This is a genomic window from Rothia sp. HMSC072B04, assembly GCF_001813725.1.
Lineage (GTDB): Bacteria > Actinomycetota > Actinomycetes > Actinomycetales > Micrococcaceae > Rothia > Rothia mucilaginosa.
The window spans coordinates 42,724-65,415 of record NZ_KV813803.1 but is presented as its reverse complement, the minus strand read 5'-3'; the positions used below and the strand labels follow the sequence as shown (position 1 = coordinate 65,415).

The window sequence follows — 22,692 nt, the reverse complement described above, 5'->3', positions numbered from 1 at the left end:
CGAACCCCCTTGAACTTATGCGTCAATTGTAGAACGTGCTCTTGCTCAGGTCAAGTCCTGTGGAGTGGTGTAATCGTTTTGTGTCCTTCGGGGTGGGTTATGCGCTGAGTTGGAGTGGGGGTTCCTCCTGCCCGGTGGGTTGGGGTGTGAGTCGTGATTTGGTGAGGATGTCGAGGCTGAGGTAGCGTCGGCCTTCGGCCCATTCGTCGTTTTGTTCGGCGAGGACGGCTCCGACTAGGCGGATGATTGCTTGTCGGTTGGGGAAGATTCCCACGGTGTCGGTGCGGCGGCGGATTTCGCGGTTGAGGCGTTCGTTGGGGTTGTTGGACCAGATCTGGGTCCACACCCCGGTGGGGAAGGACGCGAACGCGAGGACGTCTGCCCTGGCTTGATCGAGGTGATCACACACGGCGGGGAGCTTGTCGTTCACGTAGTCCAAGAGCCGGTCGTATTGAGCGTTGACTGAGGCGGCGTCGGGTTGGTCGTACACCGAGTGCAGCATCGCTTTGACGGCGGGCCATAGCGCTTTGGGGGTGACGGACATGAGATTCGCGGCGTAGTGGGTGCGGCATCGTTGCCAGGTGGCTCCGGGTAGGTTCGCTGCGATGGCTTCGACCAGGCCCAGATGCGCGTCGCTGGTGACCAGGCGCACGCCGGTCAGGCCTCGGGCGACCAGGTCGGCGAAGAACTCCTTCCAGGCTGGAGCGGTCTCACTGGTAGATACGCGCACCCCCAGCACTTCGCGGTGTCCGTCATTGTTGACTCCGGTGGCAACCAGGACCGCACACGAGACGACGCGTCCTCCTTCGCGCACCTTCATGGTCAGTGCGTCAGCGGCGACGAACGTGAAAGGCCCAGCGTCGTCGAGGGGGCGATGGCGGAACTCGTCCACGTGTTCGTCCAGGTCGGCTGCCATACGTGAGACCTGGGACTTCGATAGTCCTGTGATCCCCAGGGTTTTGACGAGCTTGTCCATGCGGCGTGTGGATACTCCTGCTAGGTAGCAGTCAGCGACCACTGTGATCAAGGCGTTTTCGGAGCGTTTGCGGCGCTGCAACAGCCACTCTGGAAAGTAGGTGCCTGAGCGTAGCTTGGGGATCGCCACGTCAATGGTGCCGACCCTGGTATCCAGGGGCCGGTGGCGATACCCATTGCGCTGGGCCTGGCGCTGCGGGTCTTGTTGGCCCCACTGGGCCCCGCACACGGTGTCAGCGTCCGCTGAGAGCAACGCGTTAATCACGTGCTGGAGCAGGGAACGCATCAAATCTGGGGACGCCTGGGATAACGCCTCGCCAAGCAGGCCAGCAGGGTCGATAATATGAGGAGCGGTCATCGTTGTGCCTCCAAATCGTTTCGAGTCAGAAGTAGAGAGCTTTCTCGAAGGATCACACGGTGACCGCACCCATATCAAACGGGCCGACCACCCACGGTTACACCACTATGCGGGACGCTACTCTTTCACCGCTTAGTTACCGCCTGTTTGAGGCTAAGCGGTATATCGAAAACGTTGGTATATCAGTCAAAACATGGTGTGTTGCCGCCTCTACCGCCTAATTTCTAAAAAGTGTACACGCGAGTGTTCATCTTCCTACATATGCGTGTGTATATATAAAAGTTTTCGGTTTTAGGCGGTGAAGGCGGTAAAGGGTTGGGATTCGGTTGAGATACGAGGGAAAATGCTATACCGCTTTTGCATTTTCAGGCGGTAAACAGCCGGTATCAACGCCGATTAGGCGGTGAAAATCCTCCTCTGCAACCTCCCTCCCACGAGATCATGCACGAGCGAAGATAGTCATACGCCCCGAAGGGGCGTTGGATGATAGTCCTCGATGTTGGGTGATAGTCCCCCCTCCCCCCACCTCGACGACGGGCCTGAGTTTGGCTGAAAGGTAGGGAATAACATAGGGATTCGGTCTCGTCAGGGCAAAACAAAACCCGGTATCTCAGCGACTTTTCGTTGAGATACCGGGTTTTTCTGGTTGCGGGGACAGGATTTGAACCTGCGACCTCCGGGTTATGAGCCCGGCGAGCTACCGAACTGCTCCACCCCGCGGCGACTCATACAACTATACAGACCCCAAACCGGGCATGCAAGCCAAAAACGCGATTTGTAACCAAGCACACAAAAATAGGGGCTGTTGGGTAGAAAGCAGTTGGGTAGAAAGCAGTTGGGTAGGAATAGGGGCTACGGGGCAGTGCCAGGGGTAGAACATACAGGAACGGGGTGGAAGTGAATCACTTCCACCCCGTTCCCGCAGAGACCGCTAGAGCTAGTCGGTAGGAGCCGTATCCAGTGCAGGCCCCGGATCTAGAGCGAGGACGCTAGACCCGTGAGCATCCGGTATGGGCTACTCCCCCGCTGTCTCTTAGGCTTAGCCTCTTAGTCTTAGCGAGAAGCCGAGGCGCTGGCGCTGGGCTTCGCGCTTGCGGGGGCGCTTGCAGAAGCCGCGGCACTGGGAGCTGCAGAGGCGCTCGGAGCCGCAGAGGCACTGGGCGCTGCCGAAGCCTTAGCGGAAGCCGCGCTCTGCGCCTCCTCAGCCTCCAGAGCCTTCTTCACGGCTGCTTCCAGACGCTTCTGAGCCTCACCGTAGGCAGCCCAGTCGCCCTTCTTCATTGCCGCATCAGCATCGGTCATCGCCTTCGAGGCATCCGTCAGAGCCTGCTTCAGCTCCGAAGACTGCGAAGCCGACGAACCGCCGGTCGAAGCGCCCGAAGAACCAGAAGTACCAGAGGAGCCAGAGGCAGAAGCCGAGGGGCTAGCCGCCGAACCGTCCAGCTTCGCACCCGAAGAGCCACCGAACACCTGGTTCAGCGCCTCCTCCAGAGTCGGAGCGAAACCGACCTTATCGCCGAAGCTCACCAACACACGCTGCAGACGCGGGTACTTAGCGTCACCGCTCGACTGCACGTACACCGGCTGAACGTACAGCATGCCGCCGCCCACCGGCAGAGTCAGCATATTGCCGTTAATAACCTCAGACGAACCGCGGCGCAGCAGGTTCAGCTGGTTCGACACCTCAGCATCAGAGTTGAAAATGTTCTGAGCCTGACCCGGACCAGGAACCACCGAAGAACGCGGCAACTCCAGCAGACGCAACTTGCCGTAATCGGGGCTACGCTCGCCGTCCTTACCGGTACCGGCATCACCATTAGCCGCAAGGAAGCCATACATCACGTTACGAGAGTTCGAATCGCTCTGCTGAGGAATGAACGTAGTCGTCAACGAGAAGTGCGCACGAGAATCCCCGGGCATCTGCAGGGACAGGTAGTAGGGCGAAATCGGCTGGTTACGATCATTGGTCGGGTCGTTCGGAATCGACCAAACATCGTCACCGGCGTAGAAGCTATTCGCATTCGTCACGTGGTACTTGTTCAGCATGGTGCGCTGAATATTGAACATGTCAGTCGGGTAACGCACGTGGCTCATCAGCGAAGCGTTCATCTCACGGTAGCTCTTCACCGTGCCAGGGAAAACGCCCTGCCACGCCTTCAGCACCGGATCTTCCTCATCCCACGCGTACAGGGTCACCGAACCGTCATACGCATCCACAGTAGCCTTCACCGAGTTACGGATGTAGTTCACCGAGTTAGAACGCTGAGCACCCGCAGCGGTTGCCGCATCCTGGGAGCTACCCTGCGCGTAGGGGAACTGATCGCTCGTAGTGTAAGCATCCACAATCCACTGCACGCGGTTATTCACAATCGCCGGGTACGGCTTAGAATCCACGCTCAGGTACGGCGCCACCTTACGCACACGATCGAGCGGGTTGCGTTCGTACAGAATCTGCGAACCCTCACGCACCGCGTCCGAAAGCAGAATGTCAGAGGACTGGAACTTAATCGCGTAGGACAGACGAGCCAGCAGCGAATCAACGCGAGGACCACCATAACCGGCGAAAGTGTACTTCGCATCGGAGGTGTTGGTTTCCTCAGCAGAGAGCGGACGGTCCAACTCCAGGGTGTCGCCCTTACCGCCCACAATCGAATACTCCGGCGAGCTCATGCCAAAGTAAATACGCGGCTCATAATCCTCGCTCAGGGTACCGGTCGCCTTAATGCCGGACTGCAGGAACTTCGGGTTACCCGCAGAATCCACCTGATTACCGTAGGCGGCAATCACGCCGTAACCGTGGGTGTACACCACGTGGCGGTTATACCAAGAATCACCGTTCGTCTGCGCCGGGTTCAGCTCACGAGCCGCCAACACCGTATCCTGCGTGGTATTACCCACCGCATAGCGGTCCACCGCCAGCTGCGAATCAAAACGGTAGTACGGGCGGAACTGCTGCATCTGCGCAAACGCCGAAGACACAACATTCGGATCCAACAGACGAATATTCGCAATGGTCGCACTCGAAGAGCTCAACGCACCCGCACGAGTATCAATCGTCGCGTCATACGGGGTGGTCTCAATCTTGTCCAGACCGTACGCGTAACGGGTCGCATCAATATTGCGCTGAATGAACTTCGACTGAGCACCCTGCTCATTCGGAACCACCTGGAAACGCTGAACAATCCACGGGTACAGGCCGCCAGCAACCAGAGCAACAACCACCAGCATCGCGGTGCTAATCAGCGGCAGACGCCAACGATTCATCGAAGCCGCCACCACGAACATAACAGCCACCAGCAGAGCAGAAATCGCCAAAATAGCGTTCACCGGAATCGACGAATTCACGTCCGTGTACATGGCGCCAGCCCAGCGACCCACCTGCTGCTGAGTCGACGAATAACGATCCAACCAGAAGCTCACCGCACGAGTCAGCAAGAACGCAGCCGCCACAATCGCAGCGTGACGACGGAACGCCACGGTAGTACTCACACCGCCAGGCTGCACCTTAATACCGCCGTAGAAGTAGTGCATGAACACGCCCGCGAGCGCCGACAGCACCACAGCGGAGGTCAGCAGAGTCACCACCATGCGGAAGAACGGCAACGCAAACAGGAAGAACCCGTAATCCAGACCGAACTCCGGGTCAGTCTTACCGAAGGACTGCTGATTGAAGAACAGCGCGACGGTGCTCCACTGAGTCATCGTCGCCGAAGCAATGAACAGACCCAACAGCAGCGGAACCGCAATCAGCAGAACCTTACGCGCCTTATCCACACTCTCGTGGTAGCGGCGCATGCTCTCCTCAGCACGCTGCTGACCAAACACGTCACGCAGCATCTGCTCGGCAGCATCCGTACCGCTCGTCGGCACGCTCTGGTCCGGCTTCGGCGCCTCCTGCGGCTTCTTCTCGGACGCCGGCGCCACATCAGCATGACGGACCGCATAGGACATCGAAGCCCACAGCGGCACAGCAATCACCACGGCAGCCACCACAAACACGGCCGCCTTCAACAAAATCTGGGTGGTGAACACGGTGCTATAACCCAGCTGATCAAACCACAGCCAGTCCGTGTACACCTGGGACGCACCCACAAAAGCAGCAATGAGCACCGCCACCACAGCAATCGTCACCCGCAAGGGGCTACGGCGCTTGGGCGTTGACTTCTTCGGCTTGGGATGCGCGGTGCTATTGGTCGACTCAGACACAATTCCTCGCTCATCATACGTTCAGAGAAAATAACTGCCTTTAAGTATCTCAGAGGTCACGCAGAAGGGCAGAACCTCGTAGAAGCTCGGGGCGAAATATGACCGGGTTGAGAGGTTTTGGGACGCGAAATGCTGAGGTGAGAGGTGCTGGCGAGGATTACGGAGACGCAGACGAGGACAGAGAATAGGGTGCAGAACAGCCCCGGTACCGTAAAGTACCGGGGCTGACTTCTACGTTATACGGGTTAGAACCTCGCGGAGAGAAACGTTACGTTAGGAGCCGCAGCGGGGCAGGGAATCATCCGGGGTGCCGGACTTAATCGCCTCCACCGTCTTCACCGCCTCATCCAGGGTCGACACCGGCACAACCACCATCGTGCCGCTCACCTGACCGGCGTGATAGTAGTTGAACAGGTCGGGGTCCTGCGCCTGCATCTTCACAATCGAATCGCAGTTCTCCTTCGGCGCCAAGAAATAACGCGCACCGTAACGGCCCGTCGCCAAAATCTTGTACTTGATACCGCCAATTGCGCCGACCTTACCGTTCGCATCAATCGTTCCGGTACCCGAAATGTAGCTGCGGTACGGATCGCCTCCGGCGTCCTCATCGGCGAGCAGGGTACCCTCGCTCAGCTTATCGACCGTGCCCAGCGCCAGCATCAGACCGGCACTCGGGCCGCCCACACCGTCCAGGTTGTACTGCACGTGTGCCGGCAGGTCATAGCTCTGCTTCAAACCCGCGCCCAGAATCCAGCGGCTATCGTCACTGGCACGAACCGGGGTCAGCTTAAACGTCTGCTGCTTGCCGCCACGTTCCACGGTCACGTCAATCGGCGAACCGTTCGAGGCGTTTACCGCCTTCGGAACATCGGTAAGGGTCTCAATCTGCTTCTCCCCCACCTTCACGATGCGGTCATCAGCCTTCAGCGCGCTCGCCGCCGGGGAACCCTCCACCGTGGAAAGCACCTGAACCTTCTCAGTTACCGCCATCTTCAGCTGGCGCATCGCCGCGACCTTCGCCTGAGTCTGCGAATCAGCCATCTGCGCGCCGGTCGCCGCCGTCGCCTGCTCATGGCTCACGTGCGGGTACAGGGCATCGGTCGGCACCACGAGGCTGCGGTTACCGTCAAACGCCAACCAGCCGTAGAACGCCTCCGCGCCGGACAGCTCCGTGTACGGGCCGCCCGAAACCGACACCGTGGTCATGTTCATCTTGCCGAACGTCTTATAGCTGGGCGCGCCAGAAACCTCAATGACGTCCTTCTCCTGGTACGTTCCGAGCACATCAAAGAGCGGGCCGGGGCCCTCCTTCACATAGGAACTGGGCAGAACAAAAGCACCAGCCAGCAGGGCGCACGTCGCCACAGCGCTCACCGAACGCAAGTTCACGCGGCGCGGCGCAAAACGCGAACGGCGCTTAGCCGCCTTCTCATTACTCTTCACGCTCGCGGAGGCGGCGTTCGACTGTTGCTCAGCATCAGGGGTGGACTTAGTCATGGTTTCTACAGTACCGGATAAACCTGCTTTTCAACACGCGGGCGGGCACTGTGACAACACGCAGGCGGGCACCGTCACCCCGCTAAAAATAGAGCAACCAGGAGGCGTTTACGTTCCGACCCGCACCGCGCTTTATCAGCACCGCACGGTGACAGCGGCACGAAAAAACTCCCAAACCCCGGCCCCAAAGACAAGCTTGTGAGCCCTTAGCTGATTAACCCGCTTCCACAGCAATGGCACGGGAAATTCTCAGCAAAAATCGGTAGGCTGGACAGCGAGCGGGCCAGCTGCGCCCACCCCCGGATTACGAAAGGCTTCTACATGTCTGAGAACCCCACCGGCGGCGCCTCCAACGAGCGCGACCCCCTCGAAGAATTCATTAAGAAGATGCAGGAGCAGGGCTTCGACCCCTCCGCTGGGGCAACCGGCCAGGGCGGCAAGGGCGCCTCCTCCAACGCGCAGAACCCCTTCAGCGCGCTCTTCGGAGAAGGCGGCCAGAACCCCTTCGGCATCAGCATCGACCCCGAAGACCTGAAGAACATGGGCATGAGCTTTGACCCCGCCATGATGCAGAGCATGTTCGCGCAGGTGCAGGCGATGTTCTCCGGCGCGGGCGCATCCGACAGCCCCAGCGGTGTGAACTGGGATAGCGTGAAGAACCAGACCCGCCAGATGCTCGCCTCCATGGGTGAAGACCCCTCCGTACCCGAAAACCTCAAGCGCGCCGTAGAAGACGCGGCGAACCTCGCCGACCTCTGGCTGGACGCGGTGACTATCATTGAGCGCCACAACTACCCGGTGCAGGCGTGGTCCAAGGCGGAATGGGTGGAGCATTCCTTCGACTCCTGGCGCGAAATGGTCGAGCCGGTCGCAGCCGAAGTCACCCAGTCCATGGTCATGCCCGGCGCACCCGAAGACGTGCCCGAAGAGATCTCGCAGATTCTCAACAGCGGCTTCTTGAACAACATTGGTTCCGTGATTTTTGGTGCGCAGATGGCGCAGGCACTCGCGCAGCTCGCCGGTGAGGTGTACTCCTCCACCGACGTGGGCTTCCCCCTCGCGCCCGGCTCCTCCGCGCTGCTGCCCAACGGCTACCAGCAGCTCGCCGACAGCATCGAGGTGCCCCCGCAGGAGGTCCTGCTCTACCTTGCTGTGCGTGAATCCGCGCTGATCCGTCTGCACAAGGCAAACCCCTGGTTGCGCGAAGACCTGGTTCAGCTCGTGGCGCGCTACGCCCGCGGCATTCGCGTGGACATGAACCGCATGCAGGACGCCGCATCCCAGGTGGACATGAGCAACCCCGACGCCGTACAGGAAGCATTCGAAGGCGGCATGTTCAGTCCCCAGCGCACCGAAGACCAGGAACTGGCGGTACAGCGCCTGGAGGGTCTGCTCGCCCTCATCGAAGGCTGGGTATCCGTCGTAACCGAGGACGCGACCCGCAACCTACCCAAGGCACCGCAGCTGACCGAAATCATGGCGCGCCGCCGCATCGACGGCGGCCCCAGCGAGCAGGTCTTCGAGAACCTGGTCGGCCTGGAACTGCGCCCGCGCCTGGTGCGTGAGGCACAGCAGTTCTGGCGCTGGTACGAAAACGCCCACGGCATTGAGGCACGCGACGGCCTCTGGGACACCCCGGAGACCCTGCCCACCCCCGCCGAGCTGGAAGACTTCACCGCATACGATGCACGCATGAACGAAATCAGCCTGGACGACGTGGACTTCGACTCGGAGCTGCAGAAGCTGCTGGACGGCGGCTTCGGCGACGCGCCCGAAGAGAAGTAGAGCTGAGCGAAGTAAAGCTGAGCGGCGAAAGTAAATAGCTGACACCTCGAGCGGGGGTGGCTTGTGAATGTACAAGCCACCCCCGCTCGAGTGTTTCGGTTGGTTTTTGATTCTTTGATTTTCGGGAAGCGCGTTAGCCGGCTGGATTTTAGCTGGCAGGATTTTAGCCGGCGCTGTTTTCGCCGCGCTCGCCCCGTTCACCTTCAACACGCGAGCGCCCCAGCGCGTACCCCTCCAGGTAGGCCTGTGCCCGCAGCAGCTGCGGGTAGCGCGCCTCCAGGGTACGAAACGCCGCCGAATGATTCGGCTGGATGAGGTGGCAGAGCTCGTGGTGAATCACCGAATCCAGCACGTACTCGGGTACGCCCTGTAGCTCCGAGGAGATGCGGATCTGCGTGTTCGCGTAGGTTGCCGAGCCCCAGCGCTGACGTTGGTTGCTCACCCAGCGAATCGACAGCTTCTCGAGCCTGCCCGAGGCAACCAGCTCCGGCAGGTGCTTCTGCGCCAGATGCAGGGCACGGGAGTGCAGATACTCGTCCGTGACCGTCAGCTGCGTGGCACGCTCACGGCGGGCGGCACGACGCTGAATGCGCGGCAACAGGCGGGCAATATGCTCGTCAATCTCTTCACTCGTGCTCGCGGCGGGAATGAGCAGGCGGTAGGCGGGGTTGCCGTGCTCGTCCACACCGTCACGCTGCATGCTGATGGTGCGGGTGCGGCGCGCCGAGCGGACCAGCTCAATCTGCGGGCGGTCCTCGGTGGCGGGCAGAATCTCACGCTTAAAACGCTGAGCCATAATCTCCTCTTCCCTTCGACGAACGGCGGGGCTGCATGGCACGGGGCTGAGTCGAGCGAGCCTGGCTATACGAGGAGCCGGCGCTCTCAGCCCTGCGGCGGCGCTTCGCCGGATCAATATCATCCAGGAAACGCGAACGCTTACGCTGACCGCGACCGCCCACGGTGCGGGTCATCGTCCAGGTTAGCCACAGGTACTTGCGGGCGCGCGTAATGCCCACGTACAGCAGGCGGCGCTCCTCATCCACCTCGTCCGGGGTGGTCGCAAAAGTGATGGGCATGAGGCCCTCGTTCAGGCCGCACAGGAACACGGCATCCCACTCCAGGCCCTTAGCCGCGTGCAGGGAGGCGAGGGTTACGCCGTTGACCTGCGGTGCGTCGTTGAATTCGCTGCGGTGGTTCAGGGTCGCCACTACCTCGTGCATGGTCAAAGGGAGCGGCTCGGGCACGCCCGGGCGCGGGTTCGCGCGGTGCTCCTGAAGCTGCTCTTGGCGGTGCTGCGCCATCATGTCCACCATGTGCACCAGGGCGGCGAGAGACTCCCACTTCTGGCGGGTGGCGCCTCCCGAAAGGGGGCCTTCCTCCTTATAGCCGAGGCCGCCGAGAACATCGCGGGTGTAGCGGGTGACGTCCTCGGTACCGTCCGTGGACTTCGCCGAACCGCGCAGGGCAAGCATCGCCTGCTTGACCTCGGGGCGCTCAAAGAAACGCTCCGCGCCGCGCAGCTGGTACGGAATGTGGGCGGCAGCCAGCGCAGACTCAATCGCCGCCGACTGCGCGTTCGTGCGGAACAGCACCGCAATCTCCGAAGGCGGCACGCCGTCCTTCTCAATCAGGTCGCGGATATCCTCAGCAATACCGGCCGCCTCCTGCTCATCGTCGGCATAGCCGAACCACTCCACATCCACGCCCGGGCCACGCTGAGACATCAGCTCCAGCGGCGGCGCCCACGAATGCGGGCTCGAATCCGGATGCGGACGACGCGCCGCCAACAGGCGGTTCGCCAACTCCACCACCTGCGAATGGGAACGGTAGTCGCGGGTCAGCTTCACCGTGTGCGCGCCACGGTACCGGCGCGCAAAATCCAGCAGGTAACGGCTGGTCGCACCGGTAAAAGAGTAAATCGTCTGGGAGGCGTCGCCCACCACGCAAATATCGTCGCGGCCGCCCAGCCACACATCCAACAGACGCTGCTGCAACGGGGACACGTCCTGGTACTCGTCCACCACAAAATGGCGGTACTGGTTGCGGACGGTCGCCGCGAGCTTCTCGTCCTCCTCCAGCATGGCGATGGTCAGCAGCAGCACGTCCTCAAAATCGATGAGGTTACGTTCATCCTTCAAATCCTCATACGCCTGGAAAATACGCTGCATATTCTGCGGGGTAACCGCCGAGGGCAGCTGCTTCTCACTCAGACGCTGCATGATGGTGTCCGGGGTGAGCAGCTGAACCTTCGCCCACTCAATCAGCGACGCCAAATCACGCAGCAGGGAACGGTCCGTGCTGATGCGCAGACGGTTCGCCGCCTCCGTAATGAGCGCTGCCTTATTCTGCACGATAGACGGGAACGTACCGCCCACCACCTGCGGCCAGAAATACGCCAGCTGACGCAGCGCCGCCGAGTGGAAGGTACGCGCCTGCACGCCGTGCGCACCCAGCTGGTGCAGGCGGGTACGCATCTCCTCCGCAGCACGCAGGGTGAAGGTCAGGGCGAGTACGCGCGGGCCCTGGTAGCGACCGATCGCAATACCGTAGGCGATGCGGTGCGTAATCGCGCGGGTCTTACCGGTACCGGCACCGGCGAGCACACGCATGGGGCCGTCCAGCTCGGTGGCGACCGCACGCTGATCCGGGTCAAGCCCGGCAAGAATATCGTCTGCGGAGATCATATGCTGAGGCTGCTGAGGTGTGGCGGTCATAATGCTCCATCAGTAAGGCGGGCGGTACGGGCAGGCGGCAGGCGCTCGCGCTGGACATATGGATATGCGGGCGCGCGAGGCGGTGATAGCCGGTCTTCCATTGTATTCTCCCAGAGTCCACCGGGGCTTCTTAGCCGTCGCTTCTTTCATTCAGGGCGTGAGGCGCTACCTATCTGGGGGCGTGCAAGTAGAAGCACGGATAGAGGTGAGGGAAGAAGCGCAGGCGGAAGCGTTTAGGCTTATCCACAAGTATCTTCACCACTTGGCATAAAGATCCCAAAAACTACTAAACGGCACACATTGGTTTGGTAACCTTAACCCGTGACTTTATCTCCCCTTCAGCTAGCAGCCATTGTCTCCGCCGGAGTGCCCGGGATTTACCCCGTCGGCGCCGAACCGGTCCGCGAAGACAGCGACGACTTCGACTCGGCAATCATCGCCGATTCCACCGGTCGCCGCTGGCGAGTGCGCGCCCCGCGCCGCCCCGACGCCAGCATGCGTCTGGAAGCTGAACACCTCATCCTGCAGTCGTTCAGCCCCGGCCTGCGCGCCCGACTGCCCTTCGCCGTACCCACCGTCGCCGGCACCGTACCCTACGCGGGCGGCAACGTGTTCGTGTACACGCACATCCCCGGCACCATCTACGACGTGGACCAGCTCGCCGAGCTGAGCCGCCGCGAAGTTGCGGCGAACCGCCCCTCCCTGGCGTCCATCATCGCCAAGGACATTGCGACCCTGCACGTGATGCCCGAAGACATCATTTACGAAGCCGATCTGCCCTCCTACTCTTCGGAGCAGATTCGTCTGCGCAAGAACGCCGAGCTCGAGCGTGCCGCCGCAACCGGCAAGGTGCCCGCCGACCTACTCGCACACTGGCGTACCGTGCTCTCCCCCGGACCCATGTGGCAGTTCCGCCCGCGCGTGGTCCACGGTGACATGGGGGCCGAGAACCTCGTACTGCACGTCACGCCCTCGACGGCGCGCATCGTGGAGGTCACCGGCTGGTCCGATGTGCACGTGGGCGACCCCGCGCAGGACTTCGCCTGGCTGTACTCCTGCCAGGACATCGACTTCACCGACGAGGCAATCGAGGTGTACCGCCAGCAGATGCCTCAGCTGCCCGACGCCTACCTGGCGCAGCGCGCGAACTTCTACGCGGAGTTCGCGATCGCCCAGTGGCTCACCCACACCGTGGAGGTTGGCGACCGCGACGGCGCAACCCACGCGGTGTCCATGCTCCTGGACATTCAGGACGACCTGCGTGCCTCCGGCGAACTGCTCGGACAGGAGGAGGTCGGCCCGCTGGTCGGTCCCGCCGAGTAAGCTCATAAGGTAAGTAGCCGCCAGGTTGTTGCCAGCCAGGGTGTCACCTGCCGCATAGGTTTTCGGTTCAGCTAGGTTTACAGTTCAGCCCCGCAGTACTGCACTGCGGGGCTGAACTGTATCTACTGGGCTGTATATCCGCTGACTCGCGCCCGGTAAAACTAGCTCTCCTGGCTGTCTGTCAAACCGACGGGATGATGCCTATAAGGGCTAGTGGAGGGGCTTTAGTGGGCTTTTTGCCGAAATTTCTTTAAGTGTTTCCCCTCACCTTTTGAGCACCAGTTTTGCATTTTTGTGCATGAATGACTCAGATTAAGGCTGAGACTTGAAGGTGCGCTAAAGGCGCCATTCACAATATTTCCCGGGTGCTAATACGCCACAAACCCACATGAACCAACTTTTGACCTCGGGAGTCCACAGAGTCTCAACTTCACCTTGAACTATGCTCAAAATAGTGCATTTTAGGGTAAAAACTTACCCTGTAGATTTTTTCAAAAACTCCTGGAATACTTTTGCTGTGCCGCGAGAATACCAGCGGACACACTCCCCATAGCGCACTGACCAGCGCTGATATCGTGGCAGCGATAAATTGGGGAGACAGATTGGACGGGACCCTGACCGGTCATGTCAGACCCGAGCCGGATTCATGCACCGCGCAACCAATCACCGATGGCAGAAATCTATAGAGTTACTTTCGAGGTTGTGTTTGAGAGTAAAGACGCACGCAAACCCCACGGGGCGCCGGCGGCGCGAGTGAGGCCGCGAGAGCGGCAGTCGTTCGGCGCGATTCTTTCCCGGAGCGTGCGAGGGCACGAAGTACCTCTATAGTTCTTCAGCGGCTGAGGACGCCTCATCACCCTAATGCAGTGGGGTGAAGAGGCGTTCTCTGCCATTAACCGCAGAAGTCCACGCAGAAAAGCAGCTCACGAGGCGCAATGCCTCCGTGAGCTGCTTTTCTGTATTCGGTTATTGGCTCAAGCTAACGCGCGAGCGCCGCCCGCCCGGCGCTGGGAGATTCGCTGTTGAGATCCGCTACCTAGCCCTTGCGCGCCTCGCGGATCACCTTCGCCAGCTGCGCCTCCGAGGGCAGGCCGCCGCGGATCTGGTGATCCCACACCTCCGCAACACCCTTGCCGCCCAGGTACACGAACACGGTGCTGATACGCTCCGGGTCCACGCCCATAATGCGGGAGAACGCGATGCGGTACAGGCCCAGCTGGAAGCGTCGAGACTGCATGGTCGACATCTTCGGGCGGGAACCGCTCTTCCAATCCACCAGCACCCAGCGTTCGCCGCCCTCGTCCTCGGTGCGGAACACCGCGTCGATACGGCCGCGCAGGCTTACGCCCTCGATGTGGGTTTCGACCGGGTATTCGACCGCCCAGATGCGGTCCTTCCACTCGTCGCTGCCCCACTCACTGTTGGCGAAGCGCTCCCAGAGGCGCTGAACGGAGGCGTCCAGTTCGCTCTCGGATTCCTCGAAGTCGTCCTCGAAGGTGAACTCGTCCTGTTCCTGCTGGTCAGCAGGATCTGCAGGCTCAGCGGGCGCGGCGGAGGCGGAGGCAGCAGCAGAAGCAGGCAGGTCAACGCCCACCGTGTCCTCCGCGTCGGGTGCCTCCAGCGGGTCGGCGCTCGGCGCCACCCCGAAGTGCTCCTCAATTAGCGCGTGCACCGCCGTACCAATCGTTGCCGCGCGCGAGGGACGCTGCGGCACCGGGCGCATCAGCTGATGCACCGTGCCCTGCGGGTCCTCGCTTAGGCGAATGAACGTGGATGCGGACAGGTGCCCTGGCAGCTGCTCGCTCAGCACCGGGTCGGTCTGGCCCATCATGAGCAGTAGCAGGTCGGCTTCGCGTTCCCAGTCCACCGCCTGCTGGCGCAGGGATTCAGGAATGGCGGACTCGCCGTGTACAGCGAGTACGGCGGGTGCAGGGTGGTTTGCGCTCTCCCCCGCTACATCCCCGCTCTGGTGCAGGTCATCCTCCCCCGCGCCGACAGCGAGCTCCACCGCCAGGGCGGCACGCTCCACCGCCTCGCGACGGCTCGAGGAGTTAATCGCAATCTCACGTTCCAGCTGCTCATGCTGGCCGCGGCGAAGCACCGCCTCCGTGCCCCGATTGAGGGCATCATCAGAAGCCCAACGCCAAATCACGGGGCGCTCCAGCGGATCAAAAGGCCACATGGCGGTCAGCACCGCACCCAGGTTCGGGTTCCTGTCCTCGTAGTTCTTCTGGGCGAACTGGCCGCTCACCTCAATCGGCAGCGCCGCCGCCACCGTCGGCGAGAAACCGGGCTGAGGCGGTTGCGCCTCACGCCATTTCTCCCGCTCGGTGGCTTCGATAATCCATTCGGGCACCGGCAGGTTCAGGCGGGTACAGTTCTCCGCCACCGTGCGTGCTCGTACGGAAGGAGCCGCCAGCTGCCAATCCTGCGCGAGGGCAGGAGCCATGGCCTCAACCAGCGCCCACGCGTAGCGTTGCACCTGCTCGGCGTAGGTTGCCCGAGCGTTCGCGCTCGCCTCCGCCTGTACGGGGGTGAGCTCGTCGGCGTCTACGGGGTAGAGTTCCAGAGCCTTCAGCAGCGCCGCCTCATCGGGGGCGGGCGGCAGGTTCGAGGGGTCCACAACCGTACCGTGCACCAGGGTCACCGGCTCCACCAGGCGGTACTTCGACTCCGCCAGCTGCTCAGCCCAGCGGCGCACATGGTTCAGGTGCACCTTCTTGCGCTTATCGGCGGGGTTCGGCATCGTGTACGACAGGCCCATGCCCACCAGCTGCGGTGCCGCCCAGGGGGTATCCATTGTCTCTTCGAAACGCACAGAGGGCGCATCCACCATGGGCGTATTCGGGCCGAAGAGCGACTTGAAAAGCATCTCCATCAGCTCCTCCCAGAAGGGCTGCACCGGCAGGGGGAGCATAGCGGCGCTCTTCCAGCGGTAGGCGCTCAACGCCAGCAGGTTACGGGCACGGGTCATCGCCACGTACATGAGGCGGCGGTCCTCCATGCCGGCATGCTCGGCGGCATCATCCTTGTGCTCGGCCAGGTAGTCTTCCAGGTCCTTCGCCTTCTCGAAGGCGGTAATCTCCTCCGGGGTCTCAAGAATCGACGGAAGGTACTCGCGGTCGCCACGCAGCGGCCAGGGCAGAGCCGCATTAGCCGACATCTGCCACAGGTTCGGGGTCTGCCCGCCGGTCGCACTACCGCACAGGCCCGGCAGAAGCACGTGATCCCACTCCAGGCCCTTCGCCGCGTGCATGGTCATCAGCTGCACCGCGTTCGGGTCAGGTTCGACGGCGCCCAGCGCCAGGCCCTTCTCCTCGTCATCGGCACGTTCAAGCCACGCGAGGAAGCCCATCACGTAGCTCACGCCGCCCGAAGACAGCAGGAAGCGGCGCGCACCCGGGTCGCCCTCCTCCGCGCTCACGCCGTCAGAGCCGGCGTAAATCATCGCGTTAATACGCGGCGCCGACATGCCGTAGGCAGCGGCAACCTCGTGGAAAGCGTCCAGGTTCGCGCGTGAACCCAGCGGGTCGGTACCCGGGCGGACCGCCAGCTCAATATCCAGCAGCATGGTCCGCTCAATCTCGTACAGAAGCGTGCCCAAATCCTCGCTCAAACCGGCACGCAGCACGCGCATCTGCTCAGCGAAAGCACGCAGACGCTCCAGTGCCGCCGGGGAGAAACGGCGGCCGCGGTACTGCTCACCGTAGAGGGGGTCGCCGTCCGCGCCGTCCTGCGGCAGGTTCTCCACCGCCTCAATCAGTGAAGCGTAGCCGGAGGAGTCCTCCACCGCGCCCTTGAGGGTTTCGTCCAGGCGTTCCTGGGCGGCGCGCAGGTGCTCCGCCTGCAGGTGGATAGCGGCTGCGTCGTCGGCGTCTTCAGCCTCGGCGAGCATACGCAACGCCATCTGCTCACGCAGGGCACGCTCACGCTCACGCACCAGCGACTGCGCCCAATCACCCAGCGCCAACATATCCGCCGCACCCAAACGCCAACGCGCACCCGTCAGCAGGCGCGCCAGAGCATCCGAACGGTTCGGATCAGCCAGCACACGTAACGCCGACACCAAATCCACAACCTCCGGTTGGGAAAGCAAACCGCCCAAACCCACCTGCTGCACCGGAATACCCAGACGCTCGCACTCCACACGAATCGGGTCCAGCTGACCGTGCACACGCGCCAACACCGCAATCTCAGGCATCTTCAAACGCGGATGCACAGAACCATCACCGGAACGATGCGCCGCGTAGGCGCGCTCATACTCGCGCACCGCCTGGGTACGCATCGCCGCAATACGCTCAGCGATAGCCACAGCCTCCTCGCGGTCAGAGTCGTGGTACGTCAAATCAACGCGCCCCACCATGCCCGCGGCAGCCTGCTCAAAGGCGGGTGAGCCCGGCTCCCCCACCAGAGCGCAGCGCGGGCGCAGGTCAGGAACCTGAGCGGCGGTAATATCGCCGTCGGCGGCACGCACCCACTCGGGAACCTCCTTCAGCTTCTCCGCCACATGGTTCGCCGCGTTCAGCACCGAAATGTCGTTACGCCACGCAATGGACAGGAACAGCGGCCGCACATGCTTGGTTGGGAAATGACGGTAGAAGCTGAACATCTGGCCGTCCGAAGCGCCACGGAAACCGTAAATCGACTGCTTCGGGTCACCCACAGCCATCACCGGATGCGCCGGAATACCCGCCGCCTCATCGGCACCGTAAATCGAGGAGAACAGGCTCATCTGAGCGTGAGAGGTGTCCTGGAATTCGTCCAGCAGAACCACCTTGAAGCGGGCGCGCTCACCCTCACGGATCGCCGGGTCAGCCTCCGCAATGCGGGCAGCAAAACGCATCAGGTCACCAAAATCCAGCACCTGCATGCGCGCCTTCACGCGGGCGTAGCTCATCGCCATGCGCGCGTACACTCGGCGGTTACGCAGCAGACGCTGAACCTTCTGAATATCCCTCTCGGTCTTCGTCGCACGGCGCGGATCGGGTACCGCCGCGTACGCCGCCAACTGCTCGGTGCAGAAGTCAATAACCTGTTGCGGCTCCACCAGGTGCTCCGCGCACTCGTCAGAAAGCTGTAGCATCTGGTTAATCATGGTCGCCGCAGACACCGGCACGCCGTCCTTATCGAGGGGAAGCTCCCCCTCCCAGTACTGCACAATCTGCGCGGCAAGCTGCCACTTCTGCGCATCACCAAGCATCTGCGCGTCCTGCTCCACACCCAGGCGCAAACCGTACTCCTTGACGAGATTATTCGCGTAAGAGTGGTAGGTGAGCACGGTCGGGTCAGCGATGCCCTCGCGCAGCTCCTCATCGGTCGGGGCGACGCGGCGGCTACGGCGCAGAGTGTTCAGGCCAGCACGCATACGGCTGCGCAACTCGGTTGCCGCCTTGCGGGTAAAGGTCACGCCGAGCACCTCTTCCGGGCGCACAAAACCGTTATCGACCAGCCAAATCACGCGGTCAACCATGGTCGCGGTCTTACCCGAACCGGCACCGGCAATGACGAGGGTCGGGGCGGGGCCCGCCTCAATCATGCGGACCTGCTCGGGGGTCGGCTTCTTACCGTCGGCGCCGTTGAGCATCTCGGCAATATCGAGGGCACTACGGTAGCCAGCGGGCTTCAGCTCGGGGTTGTTCGCGGCGGCCTCTGCGGAGAAGAGCACGCCGTTGGGCAGCTGCCAGCTATTGTGCTCGCACCACTGGGCGGGGGTGAGCATGCCGGTGCCAGAACCGGGGTAAGCGCCGGGGGTAGTAGCGCCCTGCATATCAGCGCCGTATGCGCCAGAGTCAGTCATGATTCCTCTTCCTCATGGATCATTCTCATGGGAGGTTCGGTGTGAGTGATATCGAAAGTAAACGTAGGGTACGCGGCTACTAGGGCTGCGTCACCTGACGGCCGCGCGTACAAATCGGGCAGATCTCCGGCAGACGGCACCCATAGCCGCCCTCACGGTGACGAGCCTGCACCTGCGAGCCAGCAATCAGCTCCGCGGCGTGCTGCACCAGCTCAGCCGCCCACGAATCGTGCTCCGTCAGGGCCGGCTGAACCTGCAGGCGAGTCTTGCTCTCATCGTTCACGCCCGAGGCGCCCAACTGCACGAGCGCCGCGCCTGCGGAATGACCCGTATAGCCGGTGTACTCCAGCTCCTGGGGGCGGGCATCCGGTAGCGGTTCGCCCGCCTCCAGGGCGGCGGCTTCGGCGCGGTAGCGCTCCTCCAGCTGCTCACCCGCACCAGCCTCCACCGCGATCTGGTAGGCGGCAAGCTGCGGATGCGTCTCCATCTCCGAGCCAGTCGGCTTAGACTTACCGGTTTTCAGGTCAACAATGGCGTAGCGGCGGGTGCCGTCCTCCGCCGGGGCGGTACCCTCGAGGCGGTCCACACGACCGGTGAGCAGCGCATCCAGCTCGCCAACCTCACCGGCGGGGTCGAAGGGCACGGGCACACGCACCGCGAAGGAGCCTTCAACACCGAGGTTCTGCCAGCCGGCGTCACCCATGTGCTGACGGTAGTAGTAGCTCAGGCGCAGAATCATGCGCTTGGCGCGCTCGTAGAGGGCATAGGATTCCCAGGGCACGCGCTCGCGGTACTCTTCGTCGGTTTCGTCCTCCTTGCGGGCGGGCACGCCGAGGGAGCTAATGCGCTCGTCGAGGGCGGTTTGGAGCTCTTCGAGGGTGCCGGTCGGGTACTCCTCGGCGATGGCATGCACGAGCGTTCCGAGCGAGCGGGACAGGTCGGTCTGGGCTTCCGCGCGGGCGGCGGAAACCAGCCAATCCAGCGGGGAGCTGTGGATGGTTTCCAGGCGCGAGGGCGAAAGCGTAATCGTGCGGCGGCCGGGGTTTTCGGCAGGGTTTTCAGCCTGTTCTTCGCCGTCTTCACCGTGGTTTTCGTCCAGCTCAGCGTGGTCTGCCGGGCGGTGCGCAAAAAGCAGCTCCGTGCTAGAAAGCGGCAGCAGACCCCACCACTCGTCGGGTGCGGCGCCGGGTGCCTGCGCATTCGCCAGGCGCGCCAGAGTGCGGGAGGCGGCATCGAGTCGGTACGCGGAAGCCTCCGGGGTGAGCGCCTCGTCCTCCGGTGCGCTGTGCATCGGTGCGCCGTTCTGCTGTGTGTCCTTCTGCTGGGCGTCTTCGGCGCGCATCGCGTTCATCGATTCCTCAACGAGGGTGCGGCGAAGCTCCGCCACGAGGGAACGCAGGGTCGCGGGGCGGCGCACGCGGGTGATGGGCACGTCCGTGGAGTCGCCGACCGCGTCGGTGGGCAGCACGAAGTCGAAGAACTCGCCAGGTGCCTGATCGTCGTTGCACACGGCGGTGAGCACAAGGCGGGTGCTGGCTCGGGTGGCGGCGACGGCGAACATGCGCAGCTCGTCGTGGCGGGTGTCGCGCACGCGTTCGGGATAGCTACGGATGCGGGCGGGCGGCATCGGCTGCTCGCTCTCCCCCGCCTGTTGTTCTGTCTGCTGTGCGCGCTGGCGGAGGCGCGCATCGCATAGATCCACAAGGTCGCCGGTGCTCAGCAGGGAGCCGCGCACGGTGGTGTTGGGCCAGGTGCCTTCCTGCAGGCCGCATACATATACGGTGCGCCAGGACTGACCGGCTGCGAGCGCGGGGGTGAGAATCTCGACCGCGTCTTGGCGTACGCCGCGGGCGGCGAGGGTGTCCATGGGCAGGTCCTGCGCGTCGATGAAGTCGAGGAACTGCTCGGCACCGGCGCCGCGCATCTGCTCGTCGAATCGGTCGGCAGCTTCGAACAGACCAATCATGGCGTCGAGGTTGCGGTGGGCGGCATCGGCGTCGGGGCCTGCGCCGCGTGACTGGGCGACCCAGGTCTTTTCGAGGCCGCTGGCTTCCCAGAGCGCCCAGAGCACTTCGGTGCTGGTGGATTCGGGGCGAGCGAGTGCTTTACGTCCGGCGGAGAGCACGGCTGCGATGCGGTGCACGGCGCGTCCTACGCCCTCTTCGGGGAGGGTTTCGGGGTGTAGCAGGGCGCCGAGGAGCAGGTCGTCGCTGGGGCGGTGGCCGCCGCTTTGCAGTTCGATGGATCGTAGCTGCTGGCGGAGTCGTCGCACGTCCATGCTGGATGCGCCGCCGAGCCGGGAGGTGAGCAGGGTGATGGCGCTCTGCGCGCCGCCGAGGGGGTTGGCGCGGCTTTCTTCGGCGATGACGTCGTCGAGGCTTCGGCGCATGAGCTCTTCAGCTTCGGAGGCGCTGAGGGCCTCATAGCCGCCGCGCTCGGCCGCCCCCGTGCCTTCTGCGCTACCTCCAGCGGGCATGTGCACGGCGGGATTCAGCGCCTTCTCGCCGCGCTTGCGGGCGTAGACGAGCAGGCTGAGCGCATCGAGGAAGGGACGTACGGCGGGCTCGTCGCGCACCGGCACGAGCGCCGCGGAGGTACGCGAGGGAATACCGTTCGAGGAGAGCACGCGGCGGATGCGTGCCACGTCCGCGCTGCTACGCACGATAATGGCGGACTCGCGGTAGGGATGGTTGCCGTAGATGCGTTCTTCGAGCAGCATTTGGGCGATGAGGTTCGCCTCGTCCTGAGAGCTGGAGAGCGCATACTTATACACGCCGGCGGGTGCGGTGCGGGAGTGTGCGGGGTCGAGGATTTTGCCGTCGGCGCCCAGATGCAGCAGCGGTTCGTCGGCGGTGCCCCAGGTGAGGGCTTCGTCGGCGGGGGTGGTGTTGATGCGTCCGAAGGTCGCGGTTGCGGGAGCACCATTCTTTGCGCCGTTCTTTACCCCCTCCTGCACACCATTCTTTGTCCCTTCCTGCTCAGCGGTGAGCGGCACGAATCGGGTGTAGCGCGGCAGGCGGCGGCGAATGTCCGCCACGAGCGGCATCATGAGTGCGGGCAGGCGGTACGAGGTGGTGAGCGTGCGGGTGCGCGTGCTGGGGAAGCTTGCCTGCAGGGTGGTAACGAGGTCGGGGCGGGCGCCTCGGAAGCCCTGGACGACGGCTTCGTCGCTGTAGGTCATGACAACCTGGGGGCCTTCAGCGAAGAGGTCGGGGTGGGTTTCAGCCAGGTGCGCGGCGTCTGCGGGGGCGACTTCTGCGGCGATGAGGCGCAGCAGCCGGTAGATAGAGGGGCTGAGTTCCTGCACGTCGTCGATGAGGATCAGGTCGTAGCGGCGGCGTTCTTCGGCGAGGAATTCGGGGGCGCGCAGTAGCAGCCGGCAGGCGTCGTTGATGAGTACTGCCGGGTCGTAGGCGTTTTTGGCGCGGAGGGCTCGCACGGCACGGTATTCGGTGTGCAGTTGGGCGAGGGCGTGCCAGGCGGGCTGGTTGTGTTCGGTGGCGAGGGCGTGTACGTCTTCGGCGGTGAGGTCGTATTCTGCCATGCGGTCGAAGAAGTCGCGGATTTCGTGGCGGAAGCCGCGGGTTGCGAGGGCGTCGCGGAGTACGTCGGGCCAGGCGGGTCCGGGTGCGATGCCTTCGGCGTGGTTGGCGAGTAGTTCGCCGATGATGACGTCTTGTTCGGGGCCGGAGAGGAGTTTGAGGTTGCCTTCTACGCCGCTGAGCAGCCCGCGGGTTTGGGCTCGTTTGAGCAGGTCGAAGGCGTATGCGGCCCAGGCGCGGGTGGGTGCTACAGAGAGGCTGCGGTCGCTGGATGCGGCGATGGTGTCTCGCATGCGGGTCGCGGCGGTGCGGGTGGGTGCGAGGATGAGCAGGCGGGCGGGGTCGTTCCCGTCGGCGAGGTAGCGCAGGGCGCGTTCGGTGAGGTGGTGGGTTTTACCGGTTCCGGGGATGCCGGTGAGAAGTTGGGTTGTCATGGTTTCAGTCTATCGGGTGGGCGGCGGGTTCATCCCGCCGCCCGTCATTATTTTCCTCCCG

Annotated in this window: 9 protein-coding genes and 1 tRNA gene; 2 read left to right on the top strand and 8 right to left on the bottom strand. The window is 62.9% G+C overall.

Annotated features, from left to right (window positions below; translation table 11 throughout):
• Window positions 1-97: 97 nt before the first annotated feature.
• The 4 genes from HMPREF2928_RS04735 to HMPREF2928_RS04720 all read right to left on the bottom strand — a co-directional run bounded on the left by HMPREF2928_RS04735 (window position 98) and on the right by HMPREF2928_RS04720 (window position 7,036).
• Window positions 98-1,333 carry an IS256 family transposase gene (locus tag HMPREF2928_RS04735; RefSeq protein WP_070687505.1) on the bottom strand — a complete coding sequence of 412 codons (1,236 nt, stop codon included), beginning with the start codon at window positions 1,331-1,333 and terminating at the stop codon, window positions 98-100.
• 643 nt (window positions 1,334-1,976) lie between these two features.
• Window positions 1,977-2,053: transfer RNA gene (locus HMPREF2928_RS04730), tRNA-Met, on the bottom strand.
• A gap of 333 nt (window positions 2,054-2,386) precedes the next feature.
• Window positions 2,387-5,539 carry a UPF0182 family membrane protein gene (locus HMPREF2928_RS04725; protein ID WP_070687504.1) on the bottom strand — a complete coding sequence of 1,051 codons (3,153 nt, stop codon included), beginning with the start codon at window positions 5,537-5,539 and terminating at the stop codon, window positions 2,387-2,389.
• 273 nt (window positions 5,540-5,812) lie between these two features.
• Entirely contained in the window at window positions 5,813-7,036 is a 1,224-nt protein-coding gene (locus HMPREF2928_RS04720; protein ID WP_070687503.1) for a YlbL family protein, read from the bottom strand.
• 321 nt (window positions 7,037-7,357) lie between these two features.
• Here HMPREF2928_RS04720 and HMPREF2928_RS04715 point away from each other — a divergent pair, with 321 nt between their 5' ends.
• The gene (locus HMPREF2928_RS04715; RefSeq protein WP_070687502.1) at window positions 7,358-8,821 is read left to right on the top strand and encodes a zinc-dependent metalloprotease; all 1,464 of its coding nucleotides are present in this window, start codon (window positions 7,358-7,360) and stop codon (window positions 8,819-8,821) included.
• A 163-nt stretch (window positions 8,822-8,984) separates the two neighbouring features.
• On the opposite strand, the gene HMPREF2928_RS04710 is transcribed toward HMPREF2928_RS04715, so the two are convergent.
• Window positions 8,985-9,617 carry a M48 metallopeptidase family protein gene (locus HMPREF2928_RS04710; RefSeq protein WP_083311379.1) on the bottom strand — a complete coding sequence of 211 codons (633 nt, stop codon included), beginning with the start codon at window positions 9,615-9,617 and terminating at the stop codon, window positions 8,985-8,987.
• A complete protein-coding gene (locus HMPREF2928_RS04705) occupies window positions 9,601-11,535 on the bottom strand; it encodes an ATP-dependent helicase (protein ID WP_070687501.1) in 1,935 nt (644 codons plus the stop codon). The genes HMPREF2928_RS04710 and HMPREF2928_RS04705 overlap by 17 nt, the downstream gene beginning before the upstream one ends.
• A gap of 321 nt (window positions 11,536-11,856) precedes the next feature.
• Between HMPREF2928_RS04705 and HMPREF2928_RS04695 the strand changes: the two genes are divergently transcribed.
• Entirely contained in the window at window positions 11,857-12,858 is a 1,002-nt protein-coding gene (locus HMPREF2928_RS04695; RefSeq protein ID WP_049349437.1) for a phosphotransferase, read from the top strand.
• Window positions 12,859-13,894: 1,036 nt separating this feature from the next.
• Here the strand turns inward: HMPREF2928_RS04695 and HMPREF2928_RS04690 are convergent.
• Entirely contained in the window at window positions 13,895-18,655 is a 4,761-nt protein-coding gene (locus tag HMPREF2928_RS04690; RefSeq protein WP_070687500.1) for an ATP-dependent DNA helicase, read from the bottom strand.
• Between the two features lie 79 nt (window positions 18,656-18,734).
• Window positions 18,735-22,631: a PD-(D/E)XK nuclease family protein gene (locus HMPREF2928_RS04685; protein WP_070687499.1), complete on the bottom strand. Its 3,897-nt coding sequence runs from the start codon at window positions 22,629-22,631 to the stop codon at window positions 18,735-18,737.
• Between the last annotated feature and the right edge of the window lie 61 nt (window positions 22,632-22,692).

What these genes read in the sequence shown, in the direction of transcription:
- HMPREF2928_RS04735 (WP_070687505.1), bottom strand. Translation starts at nt 1,333, where the DNA reads ATGACCGCTCCTCATATTATCGACCCTGCTGGCCTGCTTGGCGAGGCG.
- HMPREF2928_RS04720 (WP_070687503.1), bottom strand. Translation starts at nt 7,036, where the DNA reads ATGACTAAGTCCACCCCTGATGCTGAGCAACAGTCGAACGCCGCCTCC.
- HMPREF2928_RS04715 (WP_070687502.1), top strand. Translation starts at nt 7,358, where the DNA reads ATGTCTGAGAACCCCACCGGCGGCGCCTCCAACGAGCGCGACCCCCTC.
- HMPREF2928_RS04710 (WP_083311379.1), bottom strand. Translation starts at nt 9,617, where the DNA reads ATGGCTCAGCGTTTTAAGCGTGAGATTCTGCCCGCCACCGAGGACCGC.
- HMPREF2928_RS04705 (WP_070687501.1), bottom strand. Translation starts at nt 11,535, where the DNA reads ATGACCGCCACACCTCAGCAGCCTCAGCATATGATCTCCGCAGACGAT.
- HMPREF2928_RS04690 (WP_070687500.1), bottom strand. Translation starts at nt 18,655, where the DNA reads ATGACTGACTCTGGCGCATACGGCGCTGATATGCAGGGCGCTACTACC.
- HMPREF2928_RS04685 (WP_070687499.1), bottom strand. Translation starts at nt 22,631, where the DNA reads ATGACAACCCAACTTCTCACCGGCATCCCCGGAACCGGTAAAACCCAC.